The following is a 23762-nucleotide window of genomic DNA, read 5'->3' on the forward strand; positions in this document are numbered from 1 at the left end:
TGTGGTACAACGGTAATAGGCTTCATTCTTACCTGGGTTATTGTTGCCCAAACACTTTTGAAATGATGAACGGGTATTTGAAAAAAGTAGCTTAACTAGGGTGAGTGAATTTAGTTGACCACGTCATCAATTTTAAATAGTAAATCAGATAACTTTATTAATGCGTTTGGTATAAGCTCTGCGAACCCTGTTCCATCACCAGTATCTTGCACAAGCTAATTGCCAGTTTTTAGCACAAACTTAGCAATTAAATCCCTGATGACTAACATCAGCAGGGATTTTTTCGTTTAATACTTGTGGCGATGACCAACTCGAACATGGGAAGTGAAGATTTCGTGATCACAGGCTTAGTTATGTAATCGATTACACTAAAGGAGGGGCGGCGTAGGGGTTGTGATCTGGATCGGCTTTATTCTGAAGGTGCCGGTTTATGCTGTTAAAAGTTTAGATATATTGTGTTGCGCGCATTTAAATCCTTTAAATTTCAATTTATGATGAAATAACCGGAGTTTTTGCCATATAATGTTTCACAAAAGGTTAGGTATAAGCCATAAGAATAATAATAACCATTCATAAAAATGACCTGAATGATTGAATTTTTAACTGTAATCGCTAACAATTCTGATGCTAGTTTGCATTTTTAAGCCGAGATGATTGAAAAATTCGCCATGTTATGTAAATTAAGAGCAGCGTAAAAGTTTAGGTCAACAACCAATAGTCAGCATCGGACTATTTTTACTATTGTTAAACTTCATTATATTAAAAGGAACGCATATGGCCGCTAGTCAAAAAGTATCAAAGAAAAAACAGCAGCAAAAATTAACCACGGAAAAGACAATCAAACGGCCCATGCTGGTATGGGCAATATTTATTTTTGCCGCATTTAGTTTATCTAATTTAGTTAGTTACTATCTGATCGTTTCTGGCGATATGGTTAGTGAAGGTCTGGCGGGGCAGTATCATCAAAGCCTTGGCGTACTGGATCATGTTTTTAATATTTTTAACCCTATCTACTTCTATCTCTGTGCGCTGCAGTTATTTAGACTAAAGGCCGTCGCATTAAAACTATACCTTGGTTATATCCCATTAATGGCTGCTGCACTGACCCATAACTTGTTTTCTCCTACCTGGAGAGCACTAGTCGAAGCGGAGCCTTTATCTTATTATTCGACGGCGATAAGCTTTGTACTTTATTTTGCTTATGTTTATTACAGCTATCAATTAATCAGAAAAGGCATTCTCAAGTAACTAACAATTGAAGCGGAGTTTCAGCGCACACTTTTAAAGTGCTCCGCAATATAATACCAAATTCATTAATTTCCTGCTCATTGATGCTGCTTAAAACAGATGCGGGCTTCGTATTAATTTTATAATTATAACAACTAATTACTGCAATTTACGGCTTGCTTTTATGGGTTATTTTAGTACTTAAATAGATCACCTAATTAGTGGGATTGGCATAAATATTCATTTAAATAAGCACTAATTGAGTTGAAAACGAAAAGCAAAAAGCTGTTCTGAATTTACCTTATCTTCGCCTTGCAGCGCGGGCATAAATAATTCTTGGTTAATAAATGTGAGCACCGCATTATCCAAAATGGAAAATCCGCTAGAAGTCAATATCTTAGGGTTTTCAGGCAGACCTTTTTGAGTGACGGTTAATTTTACCACCACTCGGCCTTGCTGATTACGCAAAATGGCGCGTTGCGGGTAGACAGGTTTGCGCCCGGAAACCACAATCGCCTCCTGCAATACGCCTTGATTTTTCGTGCCTCTGGCGAGTGATGAGCTGTTTTCCGAAGGGGATCTTTTTACAACCTTCTTCTTTTTTGCACTGCTGTTTGTTGGTACGGGGGGGATTTCGGCTTGTGTTTGGGTTTTACTCAGTTGCTCTGTTTGCTTAGAAATGATCTCATCGGTTGTCGGTTGCGGGTGAGAAACCTTCGCTTTTAAATTTTCTTCATTATTGGTGTCGGATTTTTCAAGACTCTTCGGCAATGCCTGCTCTGTTAATTTAACTTCGGATTCAGAAAATTTTGCAGGCGGTTTTATGATTTTTTTTGACTGTATTTCTGTTTCTTCCGGTCGCGGTGAGGCGACTGTTTTCTGGCCGATTGGTTGCGTTAGCTCATCTTCGCTGAGATTCTTTAATTGATCAGGCTCAGAAATAAACTGGACTTGAATCGCTTGTTCGCCGGAATTTAGCGGCAGTATTGTGATACGTTTAGGTTTATCAATATAAATAAAAAGAAAACCATATAAAATCAGGCTGATAATAATAAAAGGGAAATAAGAGCTAGTTTTTTTCATGTGCCTTTGTCACTCTCATTTATCTTTTTCGGTTGCAAAAGCAACATGCTGAAATCCGGATAAACGCAGTTTATCCAAAATTGAAAGGGCGACACCTAAATTGGATTGTTTGTCACCGCGGATTAATATGGGTAATTTCTGATCCTTTTGCTCTTCTTGTAACGTCATCACTTGCGGCAACAGAAGCGCTTCTGTGGTCATTTCTTCATTAATAAAAATCTGATTTTTGCTGTTTATACTAATAATCAAAAGCTCTTCAGTTTGCTGCTTGCTATCAACTAACTGTGGCAATTCAATATTAATGCTGCTTTGCATGGTCATTTTAAGCATCACAAAAATAAAAAAAATCAGCAATAAAAAAATCACATCCAGCAGAGGTAACAACTCAAATCGGGCGGGTTTTTGAAAACGCTTCTTACTTAATTTCATCGATTGTGCTTCATGACGGGCTCTTTTTTTGTCTCCCGGGCACGCTCTTGCTGCTTCTGCAATTCAATTTCATCAATGCCGTAACACTCCTGCTCTTCATTCACTGCACTGGCATACATCTCCAGCAGTGATTCCTGAGAGGTTTTGTTAAGCTCCTTCATCTCGTCATGAAGATTAACACTGACTTCATCTGTACCCTCTTTAAATTCGTAATGATAAGGCATTTCACTGTCCTTCTGCACTTCGTATTTAAACACCTGCTGGTCATTCTTGGCGGCGCGGCTCAACTCCTGAACTTTCATAATATCACTGAGCTCATTGGTGATCAGGCTCTTTTGATGACAGATATGATAAAATTCACTGCCAACACCCTCCAAATGCAGTGTTAACCGGTGCAGTAGCGAGCGAAACAGATTAAAGGGTAATAATGCCAACAGCGCGACGGATAAGCCCATTGCGGTTGATACTAAAGCTTGTGCGATACCGGCAACAACCTCGGTAGGGTTGTCGATTCCCTGTGAACCGAGAATATTAAAAGAGTGAATAATACCTAATACTGTGCCTAAAATACCCAGCATTGGAGCTAGGGTGATAACGGTATCGAGTAACGTTTGCCCGCGGGACATATTGTGAATTTGTCGTTCTGCGTAGGATTCCATTTTCTCATTGGGCGAAAAAGGCAGGGCATTAATGCCAAATGTTAACATATTTAAAGCCGGCGTATCTAAGTGCTGGCATGCTAGAAGAGCGTTGGTTTTCTCTTTTTTATTTAAATAGGCAAAACAATCAAGCAGAGGGAAATGTTCTTTTTTAAAGTAGTATTGGATCCACACAAAACCACGTTCGAGGGTGACAACAGTTGCTAAAAAAGAAGTGAATAGTAACAACCACATTATCAGACCACCCTGTTGAAACCATACCGGCATCGCTTGATTGATTTGCTGCAGAGCAGAAAAACTTGCGCTGATAATGGATGTGCTGTCGATTGCCATACTTTATTTTGCCTATTAGTAATACAGATGTGTTACAAAAAAGACCATTGAACACCCTCCTATTTTAAGCGTATCTTAAAGCAGAGCGGGTTCTAATTGTCATTGAACATTGGTTAATGGTTTTGCATCATGGTCCTGGTGTTTTTTAACCGGACTGATATTCGCCAAACTGATTTTATCATCTGTTTTGATTATATCAGCATTAATAAAAAAGTATTTGGCTAGATTTTCTCGATTAAGTACCTGTTCCGGCGTGCCGTCGGCAATAATAGTTCTGCTTGAATGACTCCTTCCTGAGTCATCATTGGGCTGAGTCTCACCCAGCAATATTAAACGATCACAATAGCTTGCCGCGAGGTTAAGGTCGTGAAGTGCGGTGATGGCTAATTTGCCCGATTGAGTCAGTGATTGTATTAACTGCAGGGTTTCTATTTGGTGGCAAATATCCAGGCTTGAAATCGGCTCATCAAGCAAAATAGTCGCTGCTTGTTGCGCAAGCGCACGGGCAATAATTACCCGCTGCTTTTCACCCCCCGACAGGGTAGTGACCGAACGTTCTCTGAGGTGGGTAATATCTGTTTTCAGCATCGCCTCCTGAATAAGCCTACTATCTTCGGCTGTTTCTAACTCAAAGGGCCCCAAATACGGGTTTCGTCCCATGGCAACCAGCGCCTGCACAGTAAAAGCATAGGGCAGCTCAATCGATTGCGGCACAAAGGCTAACTGCTTGGCAATATCGCGACGCTTATGGGCATGAATATCCACCCCATTAAGGTTAACTGTACCGGATTGTTGCTTTATCAAACCTAACAGTAGCTGCAGGAGGGTACTTTTACCCGACCCATTAGCACCGATCAAGCCGACAAATTGGCCGCTTTTAAAGTCTAAATTAATATCCGTTAATAACGGATTTTTATCAAAAGAGAAAGCAAGCTTGGTGCAACTCAAAGGTGACATAAATAAGCCTCCACTAACTTAAAACAAAACGTTGTTTGATTAAAAGAAACAAAAAGAAAGGAGCACCTAATGCCGCCGTCACCACGCCCAGTGGAATAGCCTGCTCACTAAAGAAACTGTGTAAAAACAGATCGGCACCGAGTAAGGTGATCGCGCCGCCAAATAAACAGGCGGGTAACAGATAACGGTGCGCAGGGCCTAATAACAAACGCAAAATATGCGGTACTACCAAGCCGATAAAGCCTATTCCGCCGACCACCGAAACCGATGCACCGACCATGGCACTGCTGATAATCAAAAGATTGCGCCGCGTTCTGCGCACATCCACACCGACCGATAAGGCGTGCTGCTCGCCAAGCAGTAACAGATCTAATTGCCTGCTATAAAATAGCAGCAATACAAAACCGCTGAGCACAATCGGCAAAATAATGAATACATGATCCCAGGTGCGACCGTCTAGTCCGCCCATGGTCCAATAAATAATCATCCGTGCGACATCCCAATTGCTCAGGGATAAAGCCAGTAATAGTGAGGTGGCAGCCACATTTAGTGCGCTAATGGCAACGCCTGAAAGCAGCAGAGTAGCCACATTGGTTTGGCCTCTGTTGGAAGCTACGCGGTAAACAACACTCAAAGAAAGTCCGGCGCCGATAAAAGCAAACAGTGGAATCGCCCAGGCGGAAATAAGTGAAAAACCAAGATAAATCGCGATCACTGCCCCTAATGAAGCCCCCGATGAAACACCTAATACGGAAGGGGAGGCCAGAGGATTACGGAACATCCCCTGCATGACCAGCCCGCATAACGCTAAACTTGCACCGGCAAACAGGGCAATAATGACCCGTGGTAAACGAATATCGATAATAATACTGTGCTGCCAGCCGGGAATATCATTGTCTGACGCCGCAAACAGAGTCTGTTTGAAAATTGCGCCAATATGAGTTAATGAAATATCGGCAGGTCCCTGCAACACCCCCAGAACAGTTAGAGTGATAACCAGCAGCATTAACAGTATTAACACCGAGCGAATGGTAGGTAACTTAGTGAACATAGCTTGTCTCTGAATAACTTTGTATTTCCGGATGGAGCAGTTTAGCGATAGCTTCAACACCTTTAATACGGTGCTGGGAAACACTTCTAAGCCAGATACCGGGAACGGCATAAATGCGATCATTTTTCACCGCGGGTACATCTTTCCAGGCTATTTTATTTTTCAAAATAGTGCTCGGTGAGGCTTGGCCATCGGCCTGATTAAAAACCCACTGGTTCATTACAATCACGTCGGGTTGTAATGAAATCGCCAGCTCTTCACTGATTTTGTTTTCCCCGTCGGCAAGGATGCCGTTGGTTACATTAAAACCGCCGGAGAGTTGAATCGCCTCATTCATTAACGAATTTCCGCCGACGCTGTAACCGTTGAGGTCGTAATATAATACACGCGGTGGAGTTTTATCTTTGACCTGCATTGTAATAAAATCGATGCGTTTTTGCAGCGAGTCAATCATGGCCTCACCCGCGGCTTTTGTATCGGTAACATTGGCGACAATGCGAATATTATTAAAAATATCGGCAAAGGAGTTAAATTCACTGAGGCGCACAATAGCAATACCGCTGCGCAGCAGGTAACGCACTGTTTCAGGATTGCTGTAGGAAGCGACAAACACTAAATCAGGTTGCAGCGCGAGCATTGATTCAATTTCTCCCTGTGTGCGGGCAATGCTTTTATCAAAAAAACCAACAATATTGGACATGCTGGCAGTGTCAACATAACTGCTCACCGCCACTAAACGTTGCGGGTTTATTAAGCCTGAAAGTATATGATCGGTGGCTAAAGTAGCGGAAAGAATACGTTCGGGAGGTTTTTTTAAAATAAACTTAATACCAGTAGTATCGATCAGCGTTTTCGGAAAATTTTCACTGTCGATCTGAGTGGTGAAGTTGCCTCTGCCTTCTGGAAAAAGGGCAAACAAGGCTCCTTTTTTAAAATGGATAAGGCTAATAAAAAACACTAAAAATAGGGCGAAAAAAACGAGTTTTAGATTATTCATTTCACCCCCACTTTTTCAACTATCTATTATTTAAAGCTAATACCAATATAAGCCGTAAGTGGATCAGTGTTATAACCTGAAACCTCTTCATAGTCTTTATCAAGCGCATTTTCAATACGAGCAGAAAGAGTGATATGCTTCTGCACCTGATAAGCAGCGCCAATATTAACCACAGTGTAGTTATCTAATCTTACGTCATCGTAATCACTATTATCACGCTCACCAATATAACGTGCTCCAATATTGGCACTTAGGTTTGACGTGTATTTATAGTTGGCATTGATGCTAGCTGAATGTTTTGGTCGACGCACCAGTTCATCGCCTTCACCATTATCCGTCTCCATATAAGTGTACCCGGTATTAACACGTAACTTATTGGTCACTTTTACTTTACCGGTAAGTTCAACACCACGTGAAGTCGCTTCATCAATGTTATAATAAGCATACACACCGGTACTAGAGTCATAGTTAGTATCGATCATATCGCTATAACGAGAATCAAAATAGGTCAGATCGATATAAGCATCACTATCTGCAAAATTATACTCAACACCCGCATCCCAGCTAAGACTTTCCTCCGAGACTAGAGAAGTATTGCCATAGTATCCATATAATTGATAGAAAGTCGGATTTTTAACTCCTGTACCATGGCTGGCATGTAAACGTGTACCATCGCTTACCCAAGCAGAAACATCAATATGATAAGTGCTGGTATCATCAAATTTATTATTAAAGTCACCACGAATGGCTGCATTAACAAAAACTATTTTTTGCCAATCTGCACCATATCCTAAAACAACGCTTGATGTATCCATTTTGTATTCTGCAGATGTTGTTTCATATTTGTCATTTTCGTGCTCGGCAAAAAAGGTGACACGTTGCGTATATTCATTAACTGTATCGAAGTAATAATCGCTCTGCAGTTCGGTTTTTATTTTTTGCCATTCATATTGAGATTCACTTGTATTGCCTGAAAATGCTTCTCTTTCGGAATCAGAAAAGGCGACTGAAAGATGGCTTTTCCATTGATTGTCGAGCAAATTGAAATTTGTGTTTAATTTTGCTTGACGCTGTTGATTGGTAGAATTGGCATCACTTGAAAAACTATCATATTCTGTCTCTGCATCGCTGTATCTCAGTACAGTATCCACTGTAAAAATATCGGTAAATTGATGGCCGGCTTTTAAGCTGATATTCTGATTTTTGTAACCGTCATCATCGGGATCATCAAATTCACCGTTTTTTGCACTGATCCCGTCCGTTTGCAGGTTGCTGGCAGAAAGTGAATAATGGCTGTTGCCTTGTGCACCGCTAAGGTTAATGTTTTCCTTATGGTAGTTATGCGCACCCGTTTCGACACTTGCTGTGGGATGGAACCCGGCTTTGCCTTTTTTGGTAATGATATTAATCACGCCACCCATGGCATCACTGCCCCACAGTGCGCTTTGAGAGCCTTTTAAAACTTCAATCCGCTCTATATCATCCGCCATTAAATATGCAAAGTCATAACTGCCGCCAGGGGTTGATAAATCATTCACTTCAATCCCATCAATAATCACTAAGGTTTCACCGGAGTTAGCACCGCGAATAAATACCGAGGTTGTTTGCCCTAAACCGCCGTTGCTGGCAACACTCACGCCCGGCACATCTCGTAAAAGTTCAGCAACGGTACGTGCCTGATTATCTTTTATATATTGTTGATCAAGCACGGTAATTGAGCTTCCGCTTTCAATACGTTTAGTTTCAACGCGGCTGGCGGAAATGATAATATCGTCCTGAGTATTTTGTGTTTCTGCGGCAATACTGGGTACGCTGAACAGTGTCGTTAAGGCTAAGGCAATTGGAGTGTAATATAAACGTGGCATGGTTATTCCTTAATATTTTTATTTAAAATAAGAAGAAAATCTGTTGTTCGAGGTGTTACAGCAAGGTGGTGGCCTTTTATATAATACGCTGAGCATCAAAGACTTTCTTTGGCTCGCCACCATTACGAAGACCCTCTGCAAACATGGAATATTATTCCCAGCCGTTTGGGGGTTTTTACGTTCCAATAAGCCGACCCGCTTAATGGACAGTGACGCTCTTTATGCTGGTATCTGACTAGCGTTTTCACATTGAAAAACGGATACAGTTGCGGGGGCAGTGCATGCTCATTTTTAGCAACTTTTAAAGTTACTAAAACATGCTTCCCATTTAATCATCGCGTTAATAAAACGATGAACATAAAGAGGGGAGATTATAGGTAAATATAAACAACTGTCAATAAATCAACCGTCCCTAAGCAGAAGGCTCCTTTTAGTAAAATTAATATCAGCTGAGTCTAAGAGAAATCATCCCAGTTTATCTCGTCCACAGTTATTCGCTCGTTAGCGATATAGTGTAAATAATCGCCACTGTTTATAAGGGCATCTGGTGATGGATTTAGAATCATCGCATCGCCATTTTTAAAATGGCTGAAGGCAATCACCAGCATTGCATATTTACTTTTAAATTGGTTAAAGAGCAGTTCAAACTCAACCGCTTTTGTCAGTTCCGGTGCTTGCACACAATACAGTGTCGCCCCGGTTAAGGTTGAAAGTAAGTGCTTGGTTACCTGGCTTGAGCCCGGATCCTGCATGCTACGCACCATCATTTGTGCGCTGCTATCAATACTGCATTCAATTTGCGGGCAATGTACCTTTAATAAGTCTGCTTTGGTTTTATCAAAAAAGTGCGCAGAGATGTTGGCATCGGTGTTGGTGTAAGTCGAGATACAAAGTGCAATGGATAAGGTTTCATCATCGGATTTACCATCAATAATAATACGCTTGGCGTTACTTAAGGCGATCCGGTTAAGCTCCTCATTATCAGAAAAACTACGTAAGCGCACAAAAAAAACCTCACTATTATCCGGAAAGGGATTGTTCATCTGTTCCGTAACGCACAATAATATTTTCCGTTTTTGGCGTTTTTTATCACCGAGAATCAGCTGTATTATCTGCTCTGTTGAAGAGGTGTCCCAACCTAATAATAAAATATGATCATTAAAATGATAAAAGTTACTGGTACCGTTCATGTTTTTTCTCGCTAGATTTATAAATAGTTGCGTGGCTTTTCCTATAAAAGAAGCGAAAACGATCAGTCCCGATGGAATTTGCACAAAGGCAACAATCGCTTTTCCCATCTCGGTAGTCGGGCTGAAATCACCAAAACCCACCGTGGAAACCACCACCATATTGTAATAAATAAAGTCCATGGGATGATCGGTTAATGCGCTCTCCCCGGCAAGCACAAATAACAGATAAGCAGTGATTGCCTGTGCCAGCACAAGCAGAAACATGGTTGGCCAGGTTAGTTGATGCGCCAGGCGCCGGAACAGCTTTCTAATGCGCTTCAGGGGGAGCATGGGCAACTGATCCTTAGTGGCTATTTGCTTGGGATAAAAAGAAACGATAGGCCTGATTATCTGTTTCATCTTTATAGTGGTAACCCAGTGCGTTTAAATGTTCACTAAATGCATCAATACCTTCATCGAGTTCAAAACCGGCAAGTACCTGCCCATAAGCCGCGCCGTGATTGCGGTAATGGAACAGGGTGATATTAGCGTGTGTACCAAGCATGTTTAAAAATTTAATCAGGGCATTAGGATGCTCAGGAAATTCAAAGCTGTATAAACGCTCTTTTATATCACCGACCGGGGCGCCACCGACCATATAACGGACATGCAGTTTGGCCATTTCATCCTGGCTTAAATCGGCAACTGAATAACCTGCGCTGTGCAGTTTTTCTGTCAGTGTTAAAAGTTCCTCAACACCTTGGGGAGTTCGCACGCCGACAAAAATATTAGCGTCTTTACGGGAATTTAAACGATAATTAAACTCGGTAATAGCGCGTCCGTCGAGCTGATTACAAAAGGTTAAAAAGGCCCCCTGTTTTTCAGGGATAGTGACGGCCAGGATGCTCTCTTTCTGCTCACCTAATTCGCACCGTTCGGAAACATAACGCAGGGCATGAAAGTTGACGTTGGCACCGCTTAAAATTGCCGCAAGACTTTGATCTTTAACTTCGTGTAATTGACAATATTTTTTTAAACCGGCCAATGATAATGCCCCTGCAGGCTCTGCGATTGCACGCGTATCTTCAAAGATATCTTTTACGGCTGTACAGATTTCATCACTGCTGACGGTGATCACTTCATCAACGTATTGCTGACATAAACGAAAGGTTTCAGTGCCGATAGTTTTAACCGCAACACCATCGGCAAATAAACCAACTTTACTTAAGGTTATCGGGCCGCCATTCGCCAACGCCGCTTTTAAAGACGCTGCATTCTCCGGTTCAACGCCAATCACTTTAATATGAGGTAAAAGCTGTTTGACATAAACGGCAATACCGGCCAGCAAACCACCGCCACCGACGGGCACAAAAATTTTATCCAGATGAGAATTTTGCTGCAATAACTCTTTGCCGATAGTGCCTTGTCCGGCAATGACATCGGGATCATCAAAAGGGTGGATGATGGTGTAATGATGTAATTCAGCCAGTTCTTTAGCATGGTTGCTGGCTGCATCAAAAGCATCACCAAATAACACCACGTTGGCACCGAATGCCCGTACCGCGTCGACTTTTATCTCGGGCGTGGTGCAGGGCATAACGATCGTTGCTTTGAGGCCCATGCGTTTGGCTGAAAGCGCAACACCTTGGGCATGGTTCCCTGCCGAGGCGGCAATCACACCGCAGCTTTTTTGCTGATCCGTTAAACTGGCTAATTTATTATAAGCACCGCGTAATTTAAATGAATGCACGGGTTGCTGGTCTTCCCGTTTTAATAAAATTTCATTATTAAAACGCTTTGATAACTTACTTAATGGTTGTAATGCTGTTTCTACGGCTGCTTCATAAACAGGAGCAAGTAAGATTTTTTTTAGGTATTGTGCTGCCGATAATTCTGTCATTACGTTCTAAAACCTCTATTTATTTTTAAATTTTGTTTGCAAATAATTCACCTAAGCGTGTGACTGAGTCTGCTTGAAGATCTTCTGCAAAATGAATGCTCTCTTTGGGGAATAAAGCAACAACGGTACTGCCAAGTTTAAAGCGGCCCATTTCAGCGCCTTTTTCAAGGGTAATATTCTGGTTCTTGTAATCCCAATATTGGATCTCTTTGTCTGTATTGGCGGTCAGTGTCCCAGCCCAAACGGTTTCGATACTGGCCACGATCGTCGCGCCAACTAAGACCATCGCCATCGGGCCAACGGCCGTTGAAAAAATGGCCACGGCGCGCTCGTTGCGGGCAAATAAATTGGGAACATTTTGCGCTGTTAATGGATTAACCGAGAAAAGATCGCCGGGAATAAAAATCATTTGCTCAAGTTTACCGGTGATCGGCATATGAATGCGGTGATAATCTTTAGGTGCCAGATAAATCGTAGAAAACAAACCATTGTCAAAGGGCGCTGCAACATCATCCCGGCCGCCTAACAGTTCTCGCAGGCTAAAGTCATGACCCTTAGCTTGAAAAATACGACCTTCTTTGATATCGCCCATTTGGCTGATACAACCATCCACGGGGAGCGCCAGGTTATCTTCTCCAATGATGATTTGTCGCGCATCTTGTTTTAATTCACGAGTGAAAAAATCGTTAAAGGTTGTAAAATGATCCGGGTCTGAATATTTTGCTTCACTCATATCAACGTTAAATTTTTTGATGAATTTTTTTATTAAAAAAGTCGTTAATTTACCTGCTTGCGCGGCGGCTAATTTACCTAACAGTCGCGATAATAGCTTTTTTGGCAGCAGGTATTGCCCGATAATTTTAAGTTGATCAATCATGGTGCTCTCTTTTTGTTAATTTATATATCGAAAATTTCACCTACATTTTTGGAGCTATAAAGGGCTCTTTTAATCATAGGTGTTGGGTGGACGATGACGTGCATTCTTTGCATCATCCATGGTCTCTAAAATACGTAAAAAGCTACGATAGCGGGCGTTATCAATTTTACCTTCGGTAACGGCTTCAACCAGCGCGCAACCGGGATCTATTTGATGTTTACAATCTCGGAAACGGCATTGCCCTAAAAAGGGACGAAATTCGATGAATCCGGTCGCAATGCGTTCAGGCTCTAAGTGCCATAATGAAAACTCACGAATGCCCGGGCTATCAATAAGATCACCTCCGTCCGGGAAATGATAAAGGCGTGCGGTGGTGGTGGTATGTTTACCTAATCCGGAGTTTTCCGAAATTTCGCCCGTCGCTGCTTCAATTTCAGGTAATAACATATTCACTAAAGATGTTTTACCCACACCTGACTGACCGACAAAAATATTAATTTTATCTTTCATCGCACTTTTTAGGCCTAATAAACCATCGCCGTGCATCGAGCTATATAAAACCTGATAACCGATATCCCGGTAGCTTTGTAATTCCTGATCGATAAATTTTGCTGATTGCTCGTCTAATAAATCACTTTTATTTAAGACGATAATGGGCGTAATGCCGATATCCTCACAGGCAATCAGGTAGCGATCAATAATATTACGGGAAAATTCAGGCGCAATGGAGCTGACAATAATAATGTGGTCAATATTAGCCGCGATGGGTTTTATACCATCATAATAATCAGGACGTGTGAGCACGGTTTTGCGCGGATGTACCGCTTCAATCACACCACTGATACCATGATAAGCCTCATTACCTGCACGCCATACAACCCGGTCTCCGGTTACCAGAGACTTTATCCCCCGGCGCAGATTACAACGCTCAATTTTGCCATGCTCATCTTCAACATCCGCATGTTGTCCGAAACGACTGATCACTATGCCTTCCAGCTGTGGGCCAAGTTCAGATTCTTCCCACTGTTTAGTGTTATCTTTAGTTAAACGTTTTTTCTGATTAGTTTGAACGCGGCGAACTTGATTTTTACTGAGTCGTTTCTTCTTGGTCACAGGTTTCCTTAGCTATCACTCGTAGTGTTAATACCGTATCATACTATATTAATTTAGAAATGCGGCTCTCTTGTAACGAAAAGGATCATAATAACGATGAATAAAAATAACCTTGTATGGATTGATTTGGAGATGACCGGTTTAAATCCAGATACGGATAAAATAATAGAAATCGCCACTATCGTGACTGACAGCGATTTAAATATTCTTGCACAAGGACCTGAATTTGTTATTCATCAAAGTAATCAGGCGCTTGATGCGATGGATGAGTGGTGCACAACGCAGCACGGTAAATCAGGTTTAACGGATAAAGTGAAGGCCAGTAAGATTAGCTGCGCCGATGCAGAGCAAGCAACCCTCGATTTTTTAAAGGAGTGGGTACCGGCCGGAGCCGCACCATTATGCGGTAATAGTATCGGTCAGGATCGTCGTTTTTTAGTGCGTCAGATGCCAGTATTAGAAGCTTATTTTCATTACCGTAATATTGATGTCAGTACCATTAAGGAACTGGGCAACCGCTGGGCGCCGGAAATGGTGAATGAACATAAAAAAAGCGGCGCTCACACTGCGCTTCAAGATATTAAAGAATCGATTTCTGAATTGCAGCATTACCAAAAACATTTCTTTAAGTTTTAAAGCTATTTTTTGAGCAGATAGCGCTTGTTTGCTCAAAAACTCAGCAGACAAGCGACAGTCAAGGACAAATCAGCAGAAAAAGCTTGCATTCATCCACTCCCTATTTATAATGCGCACCTCATAACAAGCCGGTATCTTCTAGCATGCCTAATAATTTGTTATGAAAATAAGATGTGATGCGGTACTAGTTTGATTCGTCGAGTTCAAGCTTGACAAGAATTGACTGGCGTTATGAGTTTACTCGTACATACTAATTCCAAAAATGTGATGCGGTACTAGCTCAGTGGTAGAGCACAACCTTGCCAAGGTTGGGGTCAAGAGTTCGAATCTCTTGTACCGCTCCAAACTTCTCCTTTAGAAGTAAAACTTAAAGATAAAATGTGATGCGGTACTAGTTTGGTTCGTCGAGTTCACCTTGACAAGAATTGACTGGCGTTATGAGTTTACTCGTACATACTAATTCCAAAAAATGTGATGCGGTACTAGTTTGGTTCGTCGAGTTCACCTTGACAAGAATTGACTGGTGTTATGAGTTTACTCGTACATACTAATTCCAAAAAATGTGATGCGGCACTAGCTCAGTGGTAGAGCACAACCTTGCCAAGGTTGGGGTCAAGAGTTCGAATCTCTTGTGCCGCTCCAAACTTCTCTTTTAGAAGTAAAACTTAAAGATAAAATGTGATGCGGTACTAGTTTGGTTCGTCGAGTTCACCTTGACAAGAATTGACTGGCGTTATGAGTTCACTCGTACATACTAATTTCAAAAAATTTGATGCGGCACTAGCTCAGTGGTAGAGCACAACCTTGCCAAGGTTGGGGTCAAGAGTTCGAATCTCTTGTGCCGCTCCAATTTTACTTACTTTCCATTTATAATTCCCCCAAAAAACAACTAACTAAAAGTTTTAGCCGATAATATTTTTATTTTTTTATTTATATCTATTTGAGTTAAGTTGTCAGAACACTACCTTGCCCAATAAGAGCCGGGGTCATTAGCTTTTTTTAGTCTCATGTAACGCTCCAAATTCACTGCCTAGTACAATCCCCCTAAATATAAAAATCCCAATTAGTCATATTATTTTTTCTATTCTAGTTAAGCTGTAGAGCGGTAAACTAATGTGCCTGATACTGCTGGTTTGGTATTGCTGGAAATAATCAATTTTTGTCATGCTGTTATTGGCTACCTGTAAACTTCGATAAAGTTTAGGTTGCTGCCAGCTTAATCCTAAACAGTCGGCAATGATTTGACGGATCACTCCACCATGACAAATCACTAATATCCTTTTATCAGCCGATGAGGTTAATAAAGATGCCCAGGCAGCGACTACCCGGCGATTGAAGTGCGCCAGTTTTTCTGCTTGATCGAAAGTAACACTGTGCGGCGTCGCCCAAAATTGTTCAAGGATAGGCCACTCTTTGTGCAGAGCAGTAAAGGGGATCCCATCAAAAATTCCAAAATTAATTTCCTGAAAATCATGTTCAACGAGTAAAGGTAAGCCTGACTGCTCACTGAATTTTTCGGCCAATAAAGCGCATCGTTGCAGGGGAGAGGTGACGATAAGGTCAAACTGCTCCGCCATTTTCCCCAGAGCGCTAAAGGCCTGTGCAAAAGATCGAGGGCAACAGGCAATATTGGTCCGCCCGTATAAAGCGGCTTCTCCGAGCACTTTTGGGTGCCTTAATAGGGTTATGCTGGACATTTATAACTCCTGCTGTGGTGATTTTAAGTCGAGCGGCAATCCCGCCGTAATTAACGTCACCCGATCTGCAAGTTGTGCTACTTTCTGGTTTAATCGCCCGCAATGATCGAGAAATAAGCGGCTGATGATACCAAGGGGAATAATACCCAAACCCACTTCATTGCTGACTAGAGTGATGTTTACATTGGTATTTTTAAAAGCACTCAACTGCTCAATAAAGTCTGCTATGGTGTTTTCTATTCCGGCGCTTATCTTCTCGTATTGCACTCTGCCGGGTTCATAATTACTCGCCAGTAACTGCTGGTCATATTGATAAATAATATTATTCAGCCACAGCGTCAAGCAGTCAATGAGATAGTGCCGAGGTGTGCCTTGGTTAATATATTGTGCTTCGTTTAATAACAGCTTATCTAGTGCAAGAGGGCACTCCATCAACTGCCAGTTTGATGAGCGCAGCTGTTGATGATGGGCTATTCGAGATTGCATTTCGTTATCCAAGGCCGTTGCCGTGGCAATGTACACAGGGACAGCAGCTTGATTTAATACTGTTTTTTCGGCGAAAGCGGATTTGCCTGAGCGCGCTCCGCCGATAATAAGATGAATCATAAATATTCTCAGCTCGGATTTAAGGTAAGACTGGCCATCAGTACAATGTAAATGATAACTTCGGAAATTTGTTGCGCGGCTCCGAGGCAATCCCCTGTGATACCTCCAATTTTATCGATTAGCCAGGCTCGAAACAGCTGTCTGAAAATAAACAGCAATAGGATCAGGCTTAATACTTCATAAAATGAAAAATACCAAGCCGGTAGTAAAGCCACAGCCAGCAGAATAAACAATTCCTGTGGTTTTTGCGCACTTGCTAAGGTCGTACTTTTACTTGATTTTTTTTCACGGACGTAAGCTGTATTGATAATTAAACTGGCCGCGACGGCGCGCGAAAGAGAAAACCCCAAGGTTAAGCAAACTAAAAAAAACAGATGACTATCTGTGTATAAGTAACCCTTTTGTGCGAGTTCTAAGAGTAATAAATACTTCAAAGCCAAAATAGTCACTAAGGTGACTACTCCATAGGTGCCTACCCGGCTGTCTTTCATGATGCTTAGACGTTGCTCAATATTTAATCCGCCGCCAATGCCGTCAGCCATATCCGCCAAACCATCTTCATGGAATGCGCCCGTTAGTATAAGACCCGCCGCGAGCATTAATATCAGAGTGATGGGCGCGGGAAGAATTTGTATAAAGATTAAAAAAAATGCTCCCTGTAACAGTGCTAATAACAAACCCACTAAAGAAAAATAGCGATTGGATTGATTGAGCAAACGAGGAGAATAAATCATTTTCTTAGGCGTCGGAATCCGGCTAAAAAAACTTAATGCCAAAAAGAGCAGATTAAATTCTTTCTTGATGATCTCTTTATAAGCGTGAAACTCTCTTTTTTTGCAGCTCACACCGTGACTCCGGCACTTTCAAAACTGGCCATGTTGTTATAAAAATAAGCAGCGGCTTGGATGAGTGGCCAGGCGAGAGCCGCGCCAGTCCCTTCTCCTAGGCGTAAGCCAAGCGATAATAAAGGTTCGGCTGACATCTCTTGAAGCAGTAAGTGATGCCCTTGCTCGTCGGATTGATGGCTGAAAATAAAATAACCCAGTATGTTGGGTGCTAAACGATAGGCTGCAAGCGCCGCGATGCTGACGATAAAACCATCAATCATAATGGGCATCTGCTGCTGACCTGCGGCTAATATTGCGCCGACCATTTGCACAATTTCGAAACCGCCGACCTGTGCCAGAATAGTGGTTACATCATCATCTTCCGTCAGGCGCGTTAATGCCTTTTTAATCAGTGCTAATTTGTGCGTATATTGCTGTTCCGTAATGCCCGTCCCTTTACCGACACACTGTTCAATCTGATAATGAGTTAAAGCGCACATTAAGGCGCTCGCTGAACTGGTATTGGCAATCCCCATTTCTCCGAGCAACAGGATATGCTCTCCTTTTTGAGTCAGCTTGGTGACAATTTGTCGGCCAAATTCAAATCCTTGTTGGACTTGTTCCCGGCTCATCGCCGCATGCAAAGAAAAATCAGCCGTACCACTTCCTAGTCGTTGTACAAAAAAACATTCAGAAGCACAGTCCAGTGCCTTTTTAATCCCCGCATCGACAATATAAAGGTCAATATTATTCACCTGGCAAAAACAGTTAATGGCAGCACCTCCATCAATGAAATTGCTTACCATTTGTGCGGTGACATCACTGCTGGCGATACTCACTCCCTGATCGGCAATGCCATGGTCTGCTGCGAAAATGATCATCAGAGGTTTGGGTAAGGTTATTTTTGAGATTCAAAAGAAGCGCTTTGACTTTGTAATAACGCTAACTGCAAGGCTACGGATTCGAGTTTACCGAGGGAGCCTAATGGTTTGGTTTTATTATCTATTATGGTTTGAATTTGCGCACAAAACCGTTTATTGACGGCTGGAATATTGATGGTTTTAGACATTTGAAAGCTCTTTTTATTGTTTTTATTAAAATGGGATTATTTTAGCTAATTTACTTATTGCACCTGTTTTTTATTCTGATGTTATTTTTATGGCTGTCTATCTTAGCTTGAAAGTGACCAGCTGCGGATTATGATCCGATGTTTTAGTTGCCCAGCTTTCACTCTTTACTACCTGTAACCCCCGATAATAAATATGATCTAAGGGCTGGCCAAAAATAGTGATACGTTGATCATTTGCAAATAATGCGTCTTGAAAATCCGCCTGCAGCAATGTTTGCGCAACCTGCTCTAAGCGCTGGGCTGACCAGGTATTAAAATCACCGCTAAATATCACCGGCCCGCGATGAGACTTAATGAGTGCCAGATAAGGTTGTATCTGCTCCATTAAGGGAGCTGCCGTAAAGGTGAAATTCACGCCATGAATATTGATAAGTAATAATGAATCTGGCAGATTCTCTAAGGGGTAGATTGTGGCTATCCCTGTTTTGGGAATGCTTATCCAAGGTTCACTGTAGCGTGTTCCGCAAACATAACTTGGTGCCACTTTACTGAGCGTATTCACCCCGTAGACAACATCTTGATATTGAAAAGCGTTATTTTGAAAATAAAACAAGCTGTTAATCTGGCTGAAATTTATAAATGCAGGCGAATATTTTATCTCCTGCAGGGTAAGCAGGTCAGATTTTTGAGTCCATTTTTGCAGCGCTTTTTGCCAATTGGTATGTTGTTGTTTGTAGATGTTCCAATTCAACAGGGTAAAGGGGAGTGCCAGTTTTTTTGCTGAACCGAAAGCCGCTTTGACTGTTGCCAGTTCAGGACAGCTTTGTAAATAAAGCCGTTCCTTATTATCTAATAGGGTTAAATGCTGCGCTGATTTGGGGAAGATGGTTAACACTGCGATCAGGATAATTATCACCGGTAAATAAACCGTCATTATCATTGTTGTTGATAGAAGTGTGAGATTGCGTTTCATCTGTTCATCTTCTTATTGATGGCGAAGGATTATATGGTTATATTAGGCGTTCAATTCATTCATATTTTAAGTCCTCATTATGCCATTAGAAAGAACTCTTTCAATCATTAAACCCGACGCCGTAGGTAAACACCTTATTGGTACAATTTTACAGCGTTTTGAGCAGGCCGGCTTACAGCCTGTTGCCCTAAAAATGGTGCACCTCACCAGCGAACAGGCTGGCGCTTTTTATGCGGAGCATGAAGGCCGGGAATTTTATCAGCCATTAATTGATTTTATGACCTCCGGACCAATAGTCGTGCAGGTTTTACAAGCTGAAAATGCGATAACACTTTATCGTGAAATGATAGGCAAAACCGACCCGACCCAAGCAGCGGCTGGTACCATTCGTGCCGACTTTGCTGAATCTACCCGTTATAATGCGGTGCACGGTTCCGATAGCCCCGTTTCTGCAGCAAGAGAAATAGCCTTCTTTTTCAGTGATGATGAAATATGCCCGCCAGTAAAACAGTAACTGAAGGTGTTTATATTGATGAATGATATTGTGATTTTGTTAGAATACAACCCTCTGTATCTCTATGGAGTAGTGACTATTTTGGGGTTGTTGATAGGTTCATTTTTAAATGTGGTGATCTATCGTGTGCCGGTAATGATGGAGCGGGAATGGAAAGAAGAATGTGCCGATTCTTTTCCCGATGCCAATATCAAGGTTGAATCCGGTCCCTTTAATCTGGTCTTGCCTCATTCGCGTTGCCCAAGCTGTCAGCATTTGATTGGTCCGCTGGAAAATATCCCGGTGATCAGCTGGTTGGTACAAAAGGGGCGCTGTAAACATTGCAATTGTAAAATCAGCAAACGTTATCCAAGTATTGAATTATTAACTGCGATACTCTCTTTAGCCGTTGCTTATCTGCTGCCCTTTGGCTGGCCATTATTATTTGCATTAGTCTTTACCTGGGTATTAATCAGCCTGACTTTTATTGATTTCGATACGATGTTATTACCCGACAGTCTTACCCTGCCGTTATTGTGGTTTGGTCTGCTAGTAAATGTTTCCGGCACTTTTACCGATATAAGCAGTGCGGTGTTAGGCGCAACCTTTGGTTATTTAACGCTTTGGTCTATCTATTGGGCTTTTAAAATAATCACCGGTAAAGAGGGCATGGGGTACGGTGATTTTAAATTGTTGGCCGCGTTAGGCGCGTGGTTCGGCTGGCAGGCATTACCGCTGATTATTTTACTGTCCTCTTTTTCCGGGGCTATTATCGGTATTGCGGTGATTATGGCATCCAAAGATAAACACAGCAGGCCAATGCCTTTTGGGCCTTATCTTGCGATTGCCGGCTGGATTTATCTTGTCTATGGCGAACCGTTAACGCAATTTTATTATTCACTGGTTTTGTAGTGGCAGATAAGAAAACTTCGGTATTAGCCGATGCGCAGCAAGCCGCAGATACAAAATGGATGAATTATGCCTTATCTTTGGCGGATAGGGCAGAGTTACAGGATGAAATACCCGTGGGCGCCGTGGTCGTTAAAGATGGGCAGGTTATCGCTGAAGGGTGGAACTTATCCATCTTTAATCATGATGCCAGCGGCCATGCTGAAATTATGGCTATTCGTGAGGCGGGTAAAAAGATCCAAAACTATCGCTTAATTGACTGCACTTTGTATGTCACTCTGGAGCCCTGTCCGATGTGTGCCGGAGCTATGGTCCATGCGCGCATTAAACGTCTTGTGTACGGCGCGGGTGATTATAAGACCGGTGCTGCGGGATCGGTTTATAATTTGGTGCGCAGTGAAAAATCCAACCACCAAATAGAGGTCTGCGCGGGCATTCTTAGCGAGCAGTGCGCAACAAAAATAAGCGATTTTTTTAAGCGTCGTCGTCAAGAAAAAAAAGCACTGAAAAAGCAGCAAGCTTTGGCAAACTTGTCTGCTCCCTTGTGAAAGTTGCCGGTTCGACAAAATATAGCTGTTAGCGGCCTTTCGCTACTTACTCTTCAAGCCGGCTTCTGGTGCCGGCTTAGATTCAATTTCTGCCGCTAAGTCTTCTGTTTTTCCGCTTCTATCACTATTTAACCCGCAAAAGTGAGCACTTATTATTTGAATATAAGATGCGGTTTTGGGCATCTTAAATTATTTATTAAGCCTTCTCCGCAGGCACCTAGGGTTGATTATTACTTTCTTGCACCGGCCCTTGCTCGATAGCCTCTTGTAATGTCTGCTGCCGACTGAATGCTTGATCTTTTGCTTCCTGGTAGCTTTGCTGTTCAGCAATCGCTTTATCTGTCGCCTGCCGGGAAACTTCCTGCGCAGCCAATGCATTATCTTTCGCCTGCTGCAGTCGTTCCTGTGCGGCTAAGGCATTATCTTTTGCCTGCAGCAGTAATTCTTGCTCGGCTAAGGCGCTCTCTTGCAGGCGTTTTTCTTCGGCCAGGGCTTTCTCTTTGGCCTCTAGCAGTGCTTGCTGTTGCGCTAAGGTTTTATCTTTAGCTTGTTGCAGGTTCATTTCTTCAGCTAACGTTTTTTCGAGGGCTTGCTGCAATGACGTTTTCATCGCTAAAGTTTGCTCTTTGGCTTTTTGTAAGGCTTGTGCTTTCTCTAATACAGCCTCTTTAGCTTGCTGCAGCGCTTCAATTGGGCTCAATTGGGGTTGCAGCGCACGCTCTGCGGCTAATACTTTTACCCTTTGCAGAGCGTTCTCTTCGGCTAAGGCTTTATCTTTGGCGTTCTGCAGCGCTTTTTGCTCTGCCAACAGTAATTCTCTTTTGGTGACAAACCAAGTTAATGTTTTTAGATATTGACGGATATTGTTGACATAATGTTGGGCTTCCCGACCTCGCGCATAACCGTATCGGGTTTTGCTATACCATTTTTTTTCATGAAGCAGTGGCAGGTTTTCTTTAACATCTGACCATGCATCGGGATTCTGTTTTCGCTTCTGGGTGATCCGCCGGGCATCCATTAAATGCCCGTAACCAATATTGTAACTGGCTAATGCAAACCAGATTTTTTCATCATCGGGAATACTATTGGGCAGACGTTTAATGAGTTTGGTTAGATAGTTAGCCCCCCCCTTGATGCTTTGAGCGGGGTCTAATCTGTTTTTTATACCGATATAATTTGCCGTATCAAGGGTTAACATCATTAAACCACGCACGCCTGTGGGTGACCTGGCCTTTGGATTCCAATGCGATTCCTGATAACTGACCGCGGCGAGTAATAACCAATTGACCTCCGAGGTGGCATATTTTTTAAATAAACTTTCAAATTGAGGCAGGGTGCTTTTATTGCGTTGTAAAAATATCTTTGTCTCAACAAAATCAAAGTGTCTGACATGACCAAAATATTTTTCTTCAAGCTTGGCAATGCTTTGGTCATTGTATCTGTTACCCATAAATTCAATGATCACAGAGTACAGCGTATCATCTTGATTGCGCTTCAATAACCACGCGACAGGTTGTTTTTCCGAGATCGTAAAAGCTTCCGTGAGGACCGGATAATAACGCTGTTTTTGTGCCAGTGTTGAGCTGTCTACAATGGCAAAGGTAATCTCTTTTTCAGCAACTTTTCGCAGTAAAGTCTCCTGATCTTCGTTTTCTAGAATATTAACTTCGAGTTCAGGTATTTCTTTTAACAACTTTTCCAGAGTTTCTTCGTGGTTACTGTCCTTAAGAACAGACACTGGGGCGTTAATGTCAGCGACTTTCCGAGGACGATAACTGCCCTTGCGATAAACTAATTTTTGAGATGCAAAATAATAGGGGGGAGAGCTGCGGTATTTTTGCGCTCTTTTGGGGGTTAATGTCAGCCCGGCCGCGAGAAAATCTACTTTGTTATTATCTAAAGCCTTAAATAACGCTTCAAATGTCGAATATTCTTTGATGGTTAATTTAACGTTCAGGTCATCGGCGAGTTGTTTGCCCAGCTCGTAGTCAAAACCGCTGTAAACACTGCCGTCATAACTGTAAGTTAAGGATCCATTAATGGTTCCCATCATGATATCACCGCGCTTTTGAATCTTTTCCAAGTGAGTGGTCTGTAAAAAAGGGTTGCAGGCGGAGAGCAATAAAATTAAAAAACTAAAAGAGAGCCATATGACTGGCTGCTTGAATTTTGTAAAAGGCATCTTTAGATCCATATAATGATTTTTGAGTGGAATCGTCTGGATTTCCAGCAAAATTTTGTAAAAATTACATTATCAAAAATAAATTAAGTTCGACTATAGAGGGTTTCTATTTAATATAAAATGCTTTTTGCATATAATGCGGCTCTTAATACCAATTATGTC

Annotated in this window: 23 protein-coding genes, 3 tRNA genes and 1 riboswitch; of the genes, 8 read left to right on the forward strand and 18 right to left on the reverse strand. The window is 42.1% G+C overall.

All coding sequences use genetic code 11. The features are described 5' to 3' along the window. The first annotated feature begins 774 nt into the window (after positions 1-774). Entirely contained in the window at positions 775-1248 is a 474-nt protein-coding gene (locus tag ACJAZP_RS12150; protein ID WP_415231012.1) for a hypothetical protein, read from the forward strand. 234 nt (positions 1249-1482) lie between these two features. Here the strand turns inward: ACJAZP_RS12150 and ACJAZP_RS12155 are convergent, their stop codons facing one another. From ACJAZP_RS12155 to rsgA, 11 genes are all read right to left on the reverse strand, one after another. Next, positions 1483-2310: an energy transducer TonB gene (locus ACJAZP_RS12155; RefSeq protein WP_415231013.1), complete on the reverse strand. Its 828-nt coding sequence runs from the start codon at positions 2308-2310 to the stop codon at positions 1483-1485. 15 nt (positions 2311-2325) lie between these two features. Then, a complete protein-coding gene (locus ACJAZP_RS12160; protein ID WP_415231014.1) occupies positions 2326-2739 on the reverse strand; it encodes an ExbD/TolR family protein in 414 nt (137 codons plus the stop codon). Next, the gene (locus tag ACJAZP_RS12165; RefSeq protein ID WP_415231015.1) at positions 2736-3731 is read right to left on the reverse strand and encodes a MotA/TolQ/ExbB proton channel family protein; all 996 of its coding nucleotides are present in this window, start codon (positions 3729-3731) and stop codon (positions 2736-2738) included. The genes ACJAZP_RS12160 and ACJAZP_RS12165 overlap by 4 nt, the downstream gene beginning before the upstream one ends. Before the next feature lie 99 nt (positions 3732-3830). Continuing rightward, complete coding sequence (locus tag ACJAZP_RS12170; RefSeq protein WP_415231016.1) at positions 3831-4688, reverse strand: ABC transporter ATP-binding protein; 858 nt, start codon at positions 4686-4688, stop codon at positions 3831-3833. Positions 4689-4701: 13 nt separating this feature from the next. Beyond that, the gene (locus tag ACJAZP_RS12175) at positions 4702-5739 is read right to left on the reverse strand and encodes a FecCD family ABC transporter permease (RefSeq protein ID WP_415231017.1); all 1038 of its coding nucleotides are present in this window, start codon (positions 5737-5739) and stop codon (positions 4702-4704) included. Then, positions 5729-6736, reverse strand: coding sequence for an ABC transporter substrate-binding protein (locus ACJAZP_RS12180; protein ID WP_415231018.1), 1008 nt, complete (start codon positions 6734-6736; stop codon positions 5729-5731). The genes ACJAZP_RS12175 and ACJAZP_RS12180 overlap by 11 nt, the downstream gene beginning before the upstream one ends. A gap of 26 nt (positions 6737-6762) precedes the next feature. Then, the gene (locus ACJAZP_RS12185; protein WP_415231019.1) at positions 6763-8601 is read right to left on the reverse strand and encodes a TonB-dependent receptor plug domain-containing protein; all 1839 of its coding nucleotides are present in this window, start codon (positions 8599-8601) and stop codon (positions 6763-6765) included. Positions 8602-8805: 204 nt separating this feature from the next. Further along, positions 8806-8977: riboswitch (cobalamin riboswitch) on the reverse strand. 79 nt (positions 8978-9056) lie between these two features. Then, positions 9057-10121 (reverse strand): potassium channel family protein, encoded by a 1065-nt coding sequence (locus ACJAZP_RS12190; protein WP_415231020.1) that lies wholly within the window; start codon positions 10119-10121, stop codon positions 9057-9059. A 13-nt stretch (positions 10122-10134) separates the two neighbouring features. Next, positions 10135-11670, reverse strand: coding sequence for a threonine ammonia-lyase, biosynthetic (ilvA, locus tag ACJAZP_RS12195; protein ID WP_415231021.1), 1536 nt, complete (start codon positions 11668-11670; stop codon positions 10135-10137). Positions 11671-11695: 25 nt separating this feature from the next. Then, the gene (gene asd / locus ACJAZP_RS12200) at positions 11696-12547 is read right to left on the reverse strand and encodes an archaetidylserine decarboxylase (protein ID WP_415231022.1); all 852 of its coding nucleotides are present in this window, start codon (positions 12545-12547) and stop codon (positions 11696-11698) included. A 69-nt stretch (positions 12548-12616) separates the two neighbouring features. Beyond that, positions 12617-13660, reverse strand: coding sequence for a small ribosomal subunit biogenesis GTPase RsgA (gene rsgA / locus ACJAZP_RS12205; RefSeq protein ID WP_415231023.1), 1044 nt, complete (start codon positions 13658-13660; stop codon positions 12617-12619). 96 nt (positions 13661-13756) lie between these two features. Here rsgA and orn point away from each other — a divergent pair, with 96 nt between their 5' ends. The 4 genes from orn (at position 13757) to ACJAZP_RS12225 (ending at position 15145) form a co-directional block, all read left to right on the forward strand. After that, positions 13757-14296 carry an oligoribonuclease gene (gene orn / locus ACJAZP_RS12210; RefSeq protein WP_415231024.1) on the forward strand — a complete coding sequence of 180 codons (540 nt, stop codon included), beginning with the start codon at positions 13757-13759 and terminating at the stop codon, positions 14294-14296. A gap of 269 nt (positions 14297-14565) precedes the next feature. Next, positions 14566-14640 (forward strand) — tRNA-Gly (locus tag ACJAZP_RS12215). Positions 14641-14863: 223 nt separating this feature from the next. After that, positions 14864-14938, forward strand: a tRNA-Gly gene (locus tag ACJAZP_RS12220). 132 nt (positions 14939-15070) lie between these two features. Next, a tRNA-Gly gene (locus ACJAZP_RS12225) sits at positions 15071-15145 on the forward strand. Positions 15146-15363: 218 nt separating this feature from the next. Here the strand turns inward: ACJAZP_RS12225 and ACJAZP_RS12230 are convergent. The 6 genes from ACJAZP_RS12230 to ACJAZP_RS12255 form a co-directional block, all read right to left on the reverse strand. Then, complete coding sequence (locus ACJAZP_RS12230) at positions 15364-15993, reverse strand: histidine phosphatase family protein (protein WP_415231025.1); 630 nt, start codon at positions 15991-15993, stop codon at positions 15364-15366. Further along, the gene (gene cobU / locus ACJAZP_RS12235; protein WP_415231026.1) at positions 15994-16599 is read right to left on the reverse strand and encodes a bifunctional adenosylcobinamide kinase/adenosylcobinamide-phosphate guanylyltransferase; all 606 of its coding nucleotides are present in this window, start codon (positions 16597-16599) and stop codon (positions 15994-15996) included. A gap of 8 nt (positions 16600-16607) precedes the next feature. Continuing rightward, positions 16608-17444, reverse strand: a complete 837-nt coding sequence (locus ACJAZP_RS12240) for an adenosylcobinamide-GDP ribazoletransferase (protein ID WP_415231027.1) — start codon at positions 17442-17444, stop codon at positions 16608-16610. Further along, entirely contained in the window at positions 17441-18307 is an 867-nt protein-coding gene (gene cobT / locus ACJAZP_RS12245) for a nicotinate-nucleotide--dimethylbenzimidazole phosphoribosyltransferase (protein ID WP_415231028.1), read from the reverse strand. The genes ACJAZP_RS12240 and cobT overlap by 4 nt, the downstream gene beginning before the upstream one ends. A gap of 17 nt (positions 18308-18324) precedes the next feature. Next, a complete protein-coding gene (locus ACJAZP_RS12250) occupies positions 18325-18495 on the reverse strand; it encodes a nicotinate-nucleotide--dimethylbenzimidazole phosphoribosyltransferase (protein WP_415231029.1) in 171 nt (56 codons plus the stop codon). A gap of 97 nt (positions 18496-18592) precedes the next feature. Then, entirely contained in the window at positions 18593-19468 is an 876-nt protein-coding gene (locus ACJAZP_RS12255; RefSeq protein ID WP_415231030.1) for an endonuclease/exonuclease/phosphatase family protein, read from the reverse strand. Between the two features lie 79 nt (positions 19469-19547). On the opposite strand from ACJAZP_RS12255, the gene ndk reads away from it, so the two are divergent. From ndk to tadA, 3 genes are read left to right on the forward strand one after another with little or no spacing between them, the layout of a single operon-like run. Beyond that, positions 19548-19982 (forward strand): nucleoside-diphosphate kinase, encoded by a 435-nt coding sequence (ndk, locus tag ACJAZP_RS12260; RefSeq protein WP_415231031.1) that lies wholly within the window; start codon positions 19548-19550, stop codon positions 19980-19982. Positions 19983-20000: 18 nt separating this feature from the next. Then, the gene (locus ACJAZP_RS12265; protein ID WP_415231032.1) at positions 20001-20873 is read left to right on the forward strand and encodes a prepilin peptidase; all 873 of its coding nucleotides are present in this window, start codon (positions 20001-20003) and stop codon (positions 20871-20873) included. Continuing rightward, positions 20873-21418, forward strand: a complete 546-nt coding sequence (tadA, locus tag ACJAZP_RS12270) for a tRNA adenosine(34) deaminase TadA (protein ID WP_415231033.1) — start codon at positions 20873-20875, stop codon at positions 21416-21418. The genes ACJAZP_RS12265 and tadA overlap by 1 nt, the downstream gene beginning before the upstream one ends. A 217-nt stretch (positions 21419-21635) precedes the next feature. Here tadA and mltF read toward each other — a convergent pair whose 3' ends face one another. Then, a complete protein-coding gene (mltF, locus tag ACJAZP_RS12275) occupies positions 21636-23600 on the reverse strand; it encodes a membrane-bound lytic murein transglycosylase MltF (RefSeq protein WP_415231034.1) in 1965 nt (654 codons plus the stop codon). Positions 23601-23762 lie beyond the last annotated feature (162 nt).

It is taken from the genome of Psychromonas sp., from assembly GCF_047632955.1.
Lineage (GTDB): Bacteria > Pseudomonadota > Gammaproteobacteria > Enterobacterales > Psychromonadaceae > Psychromonas.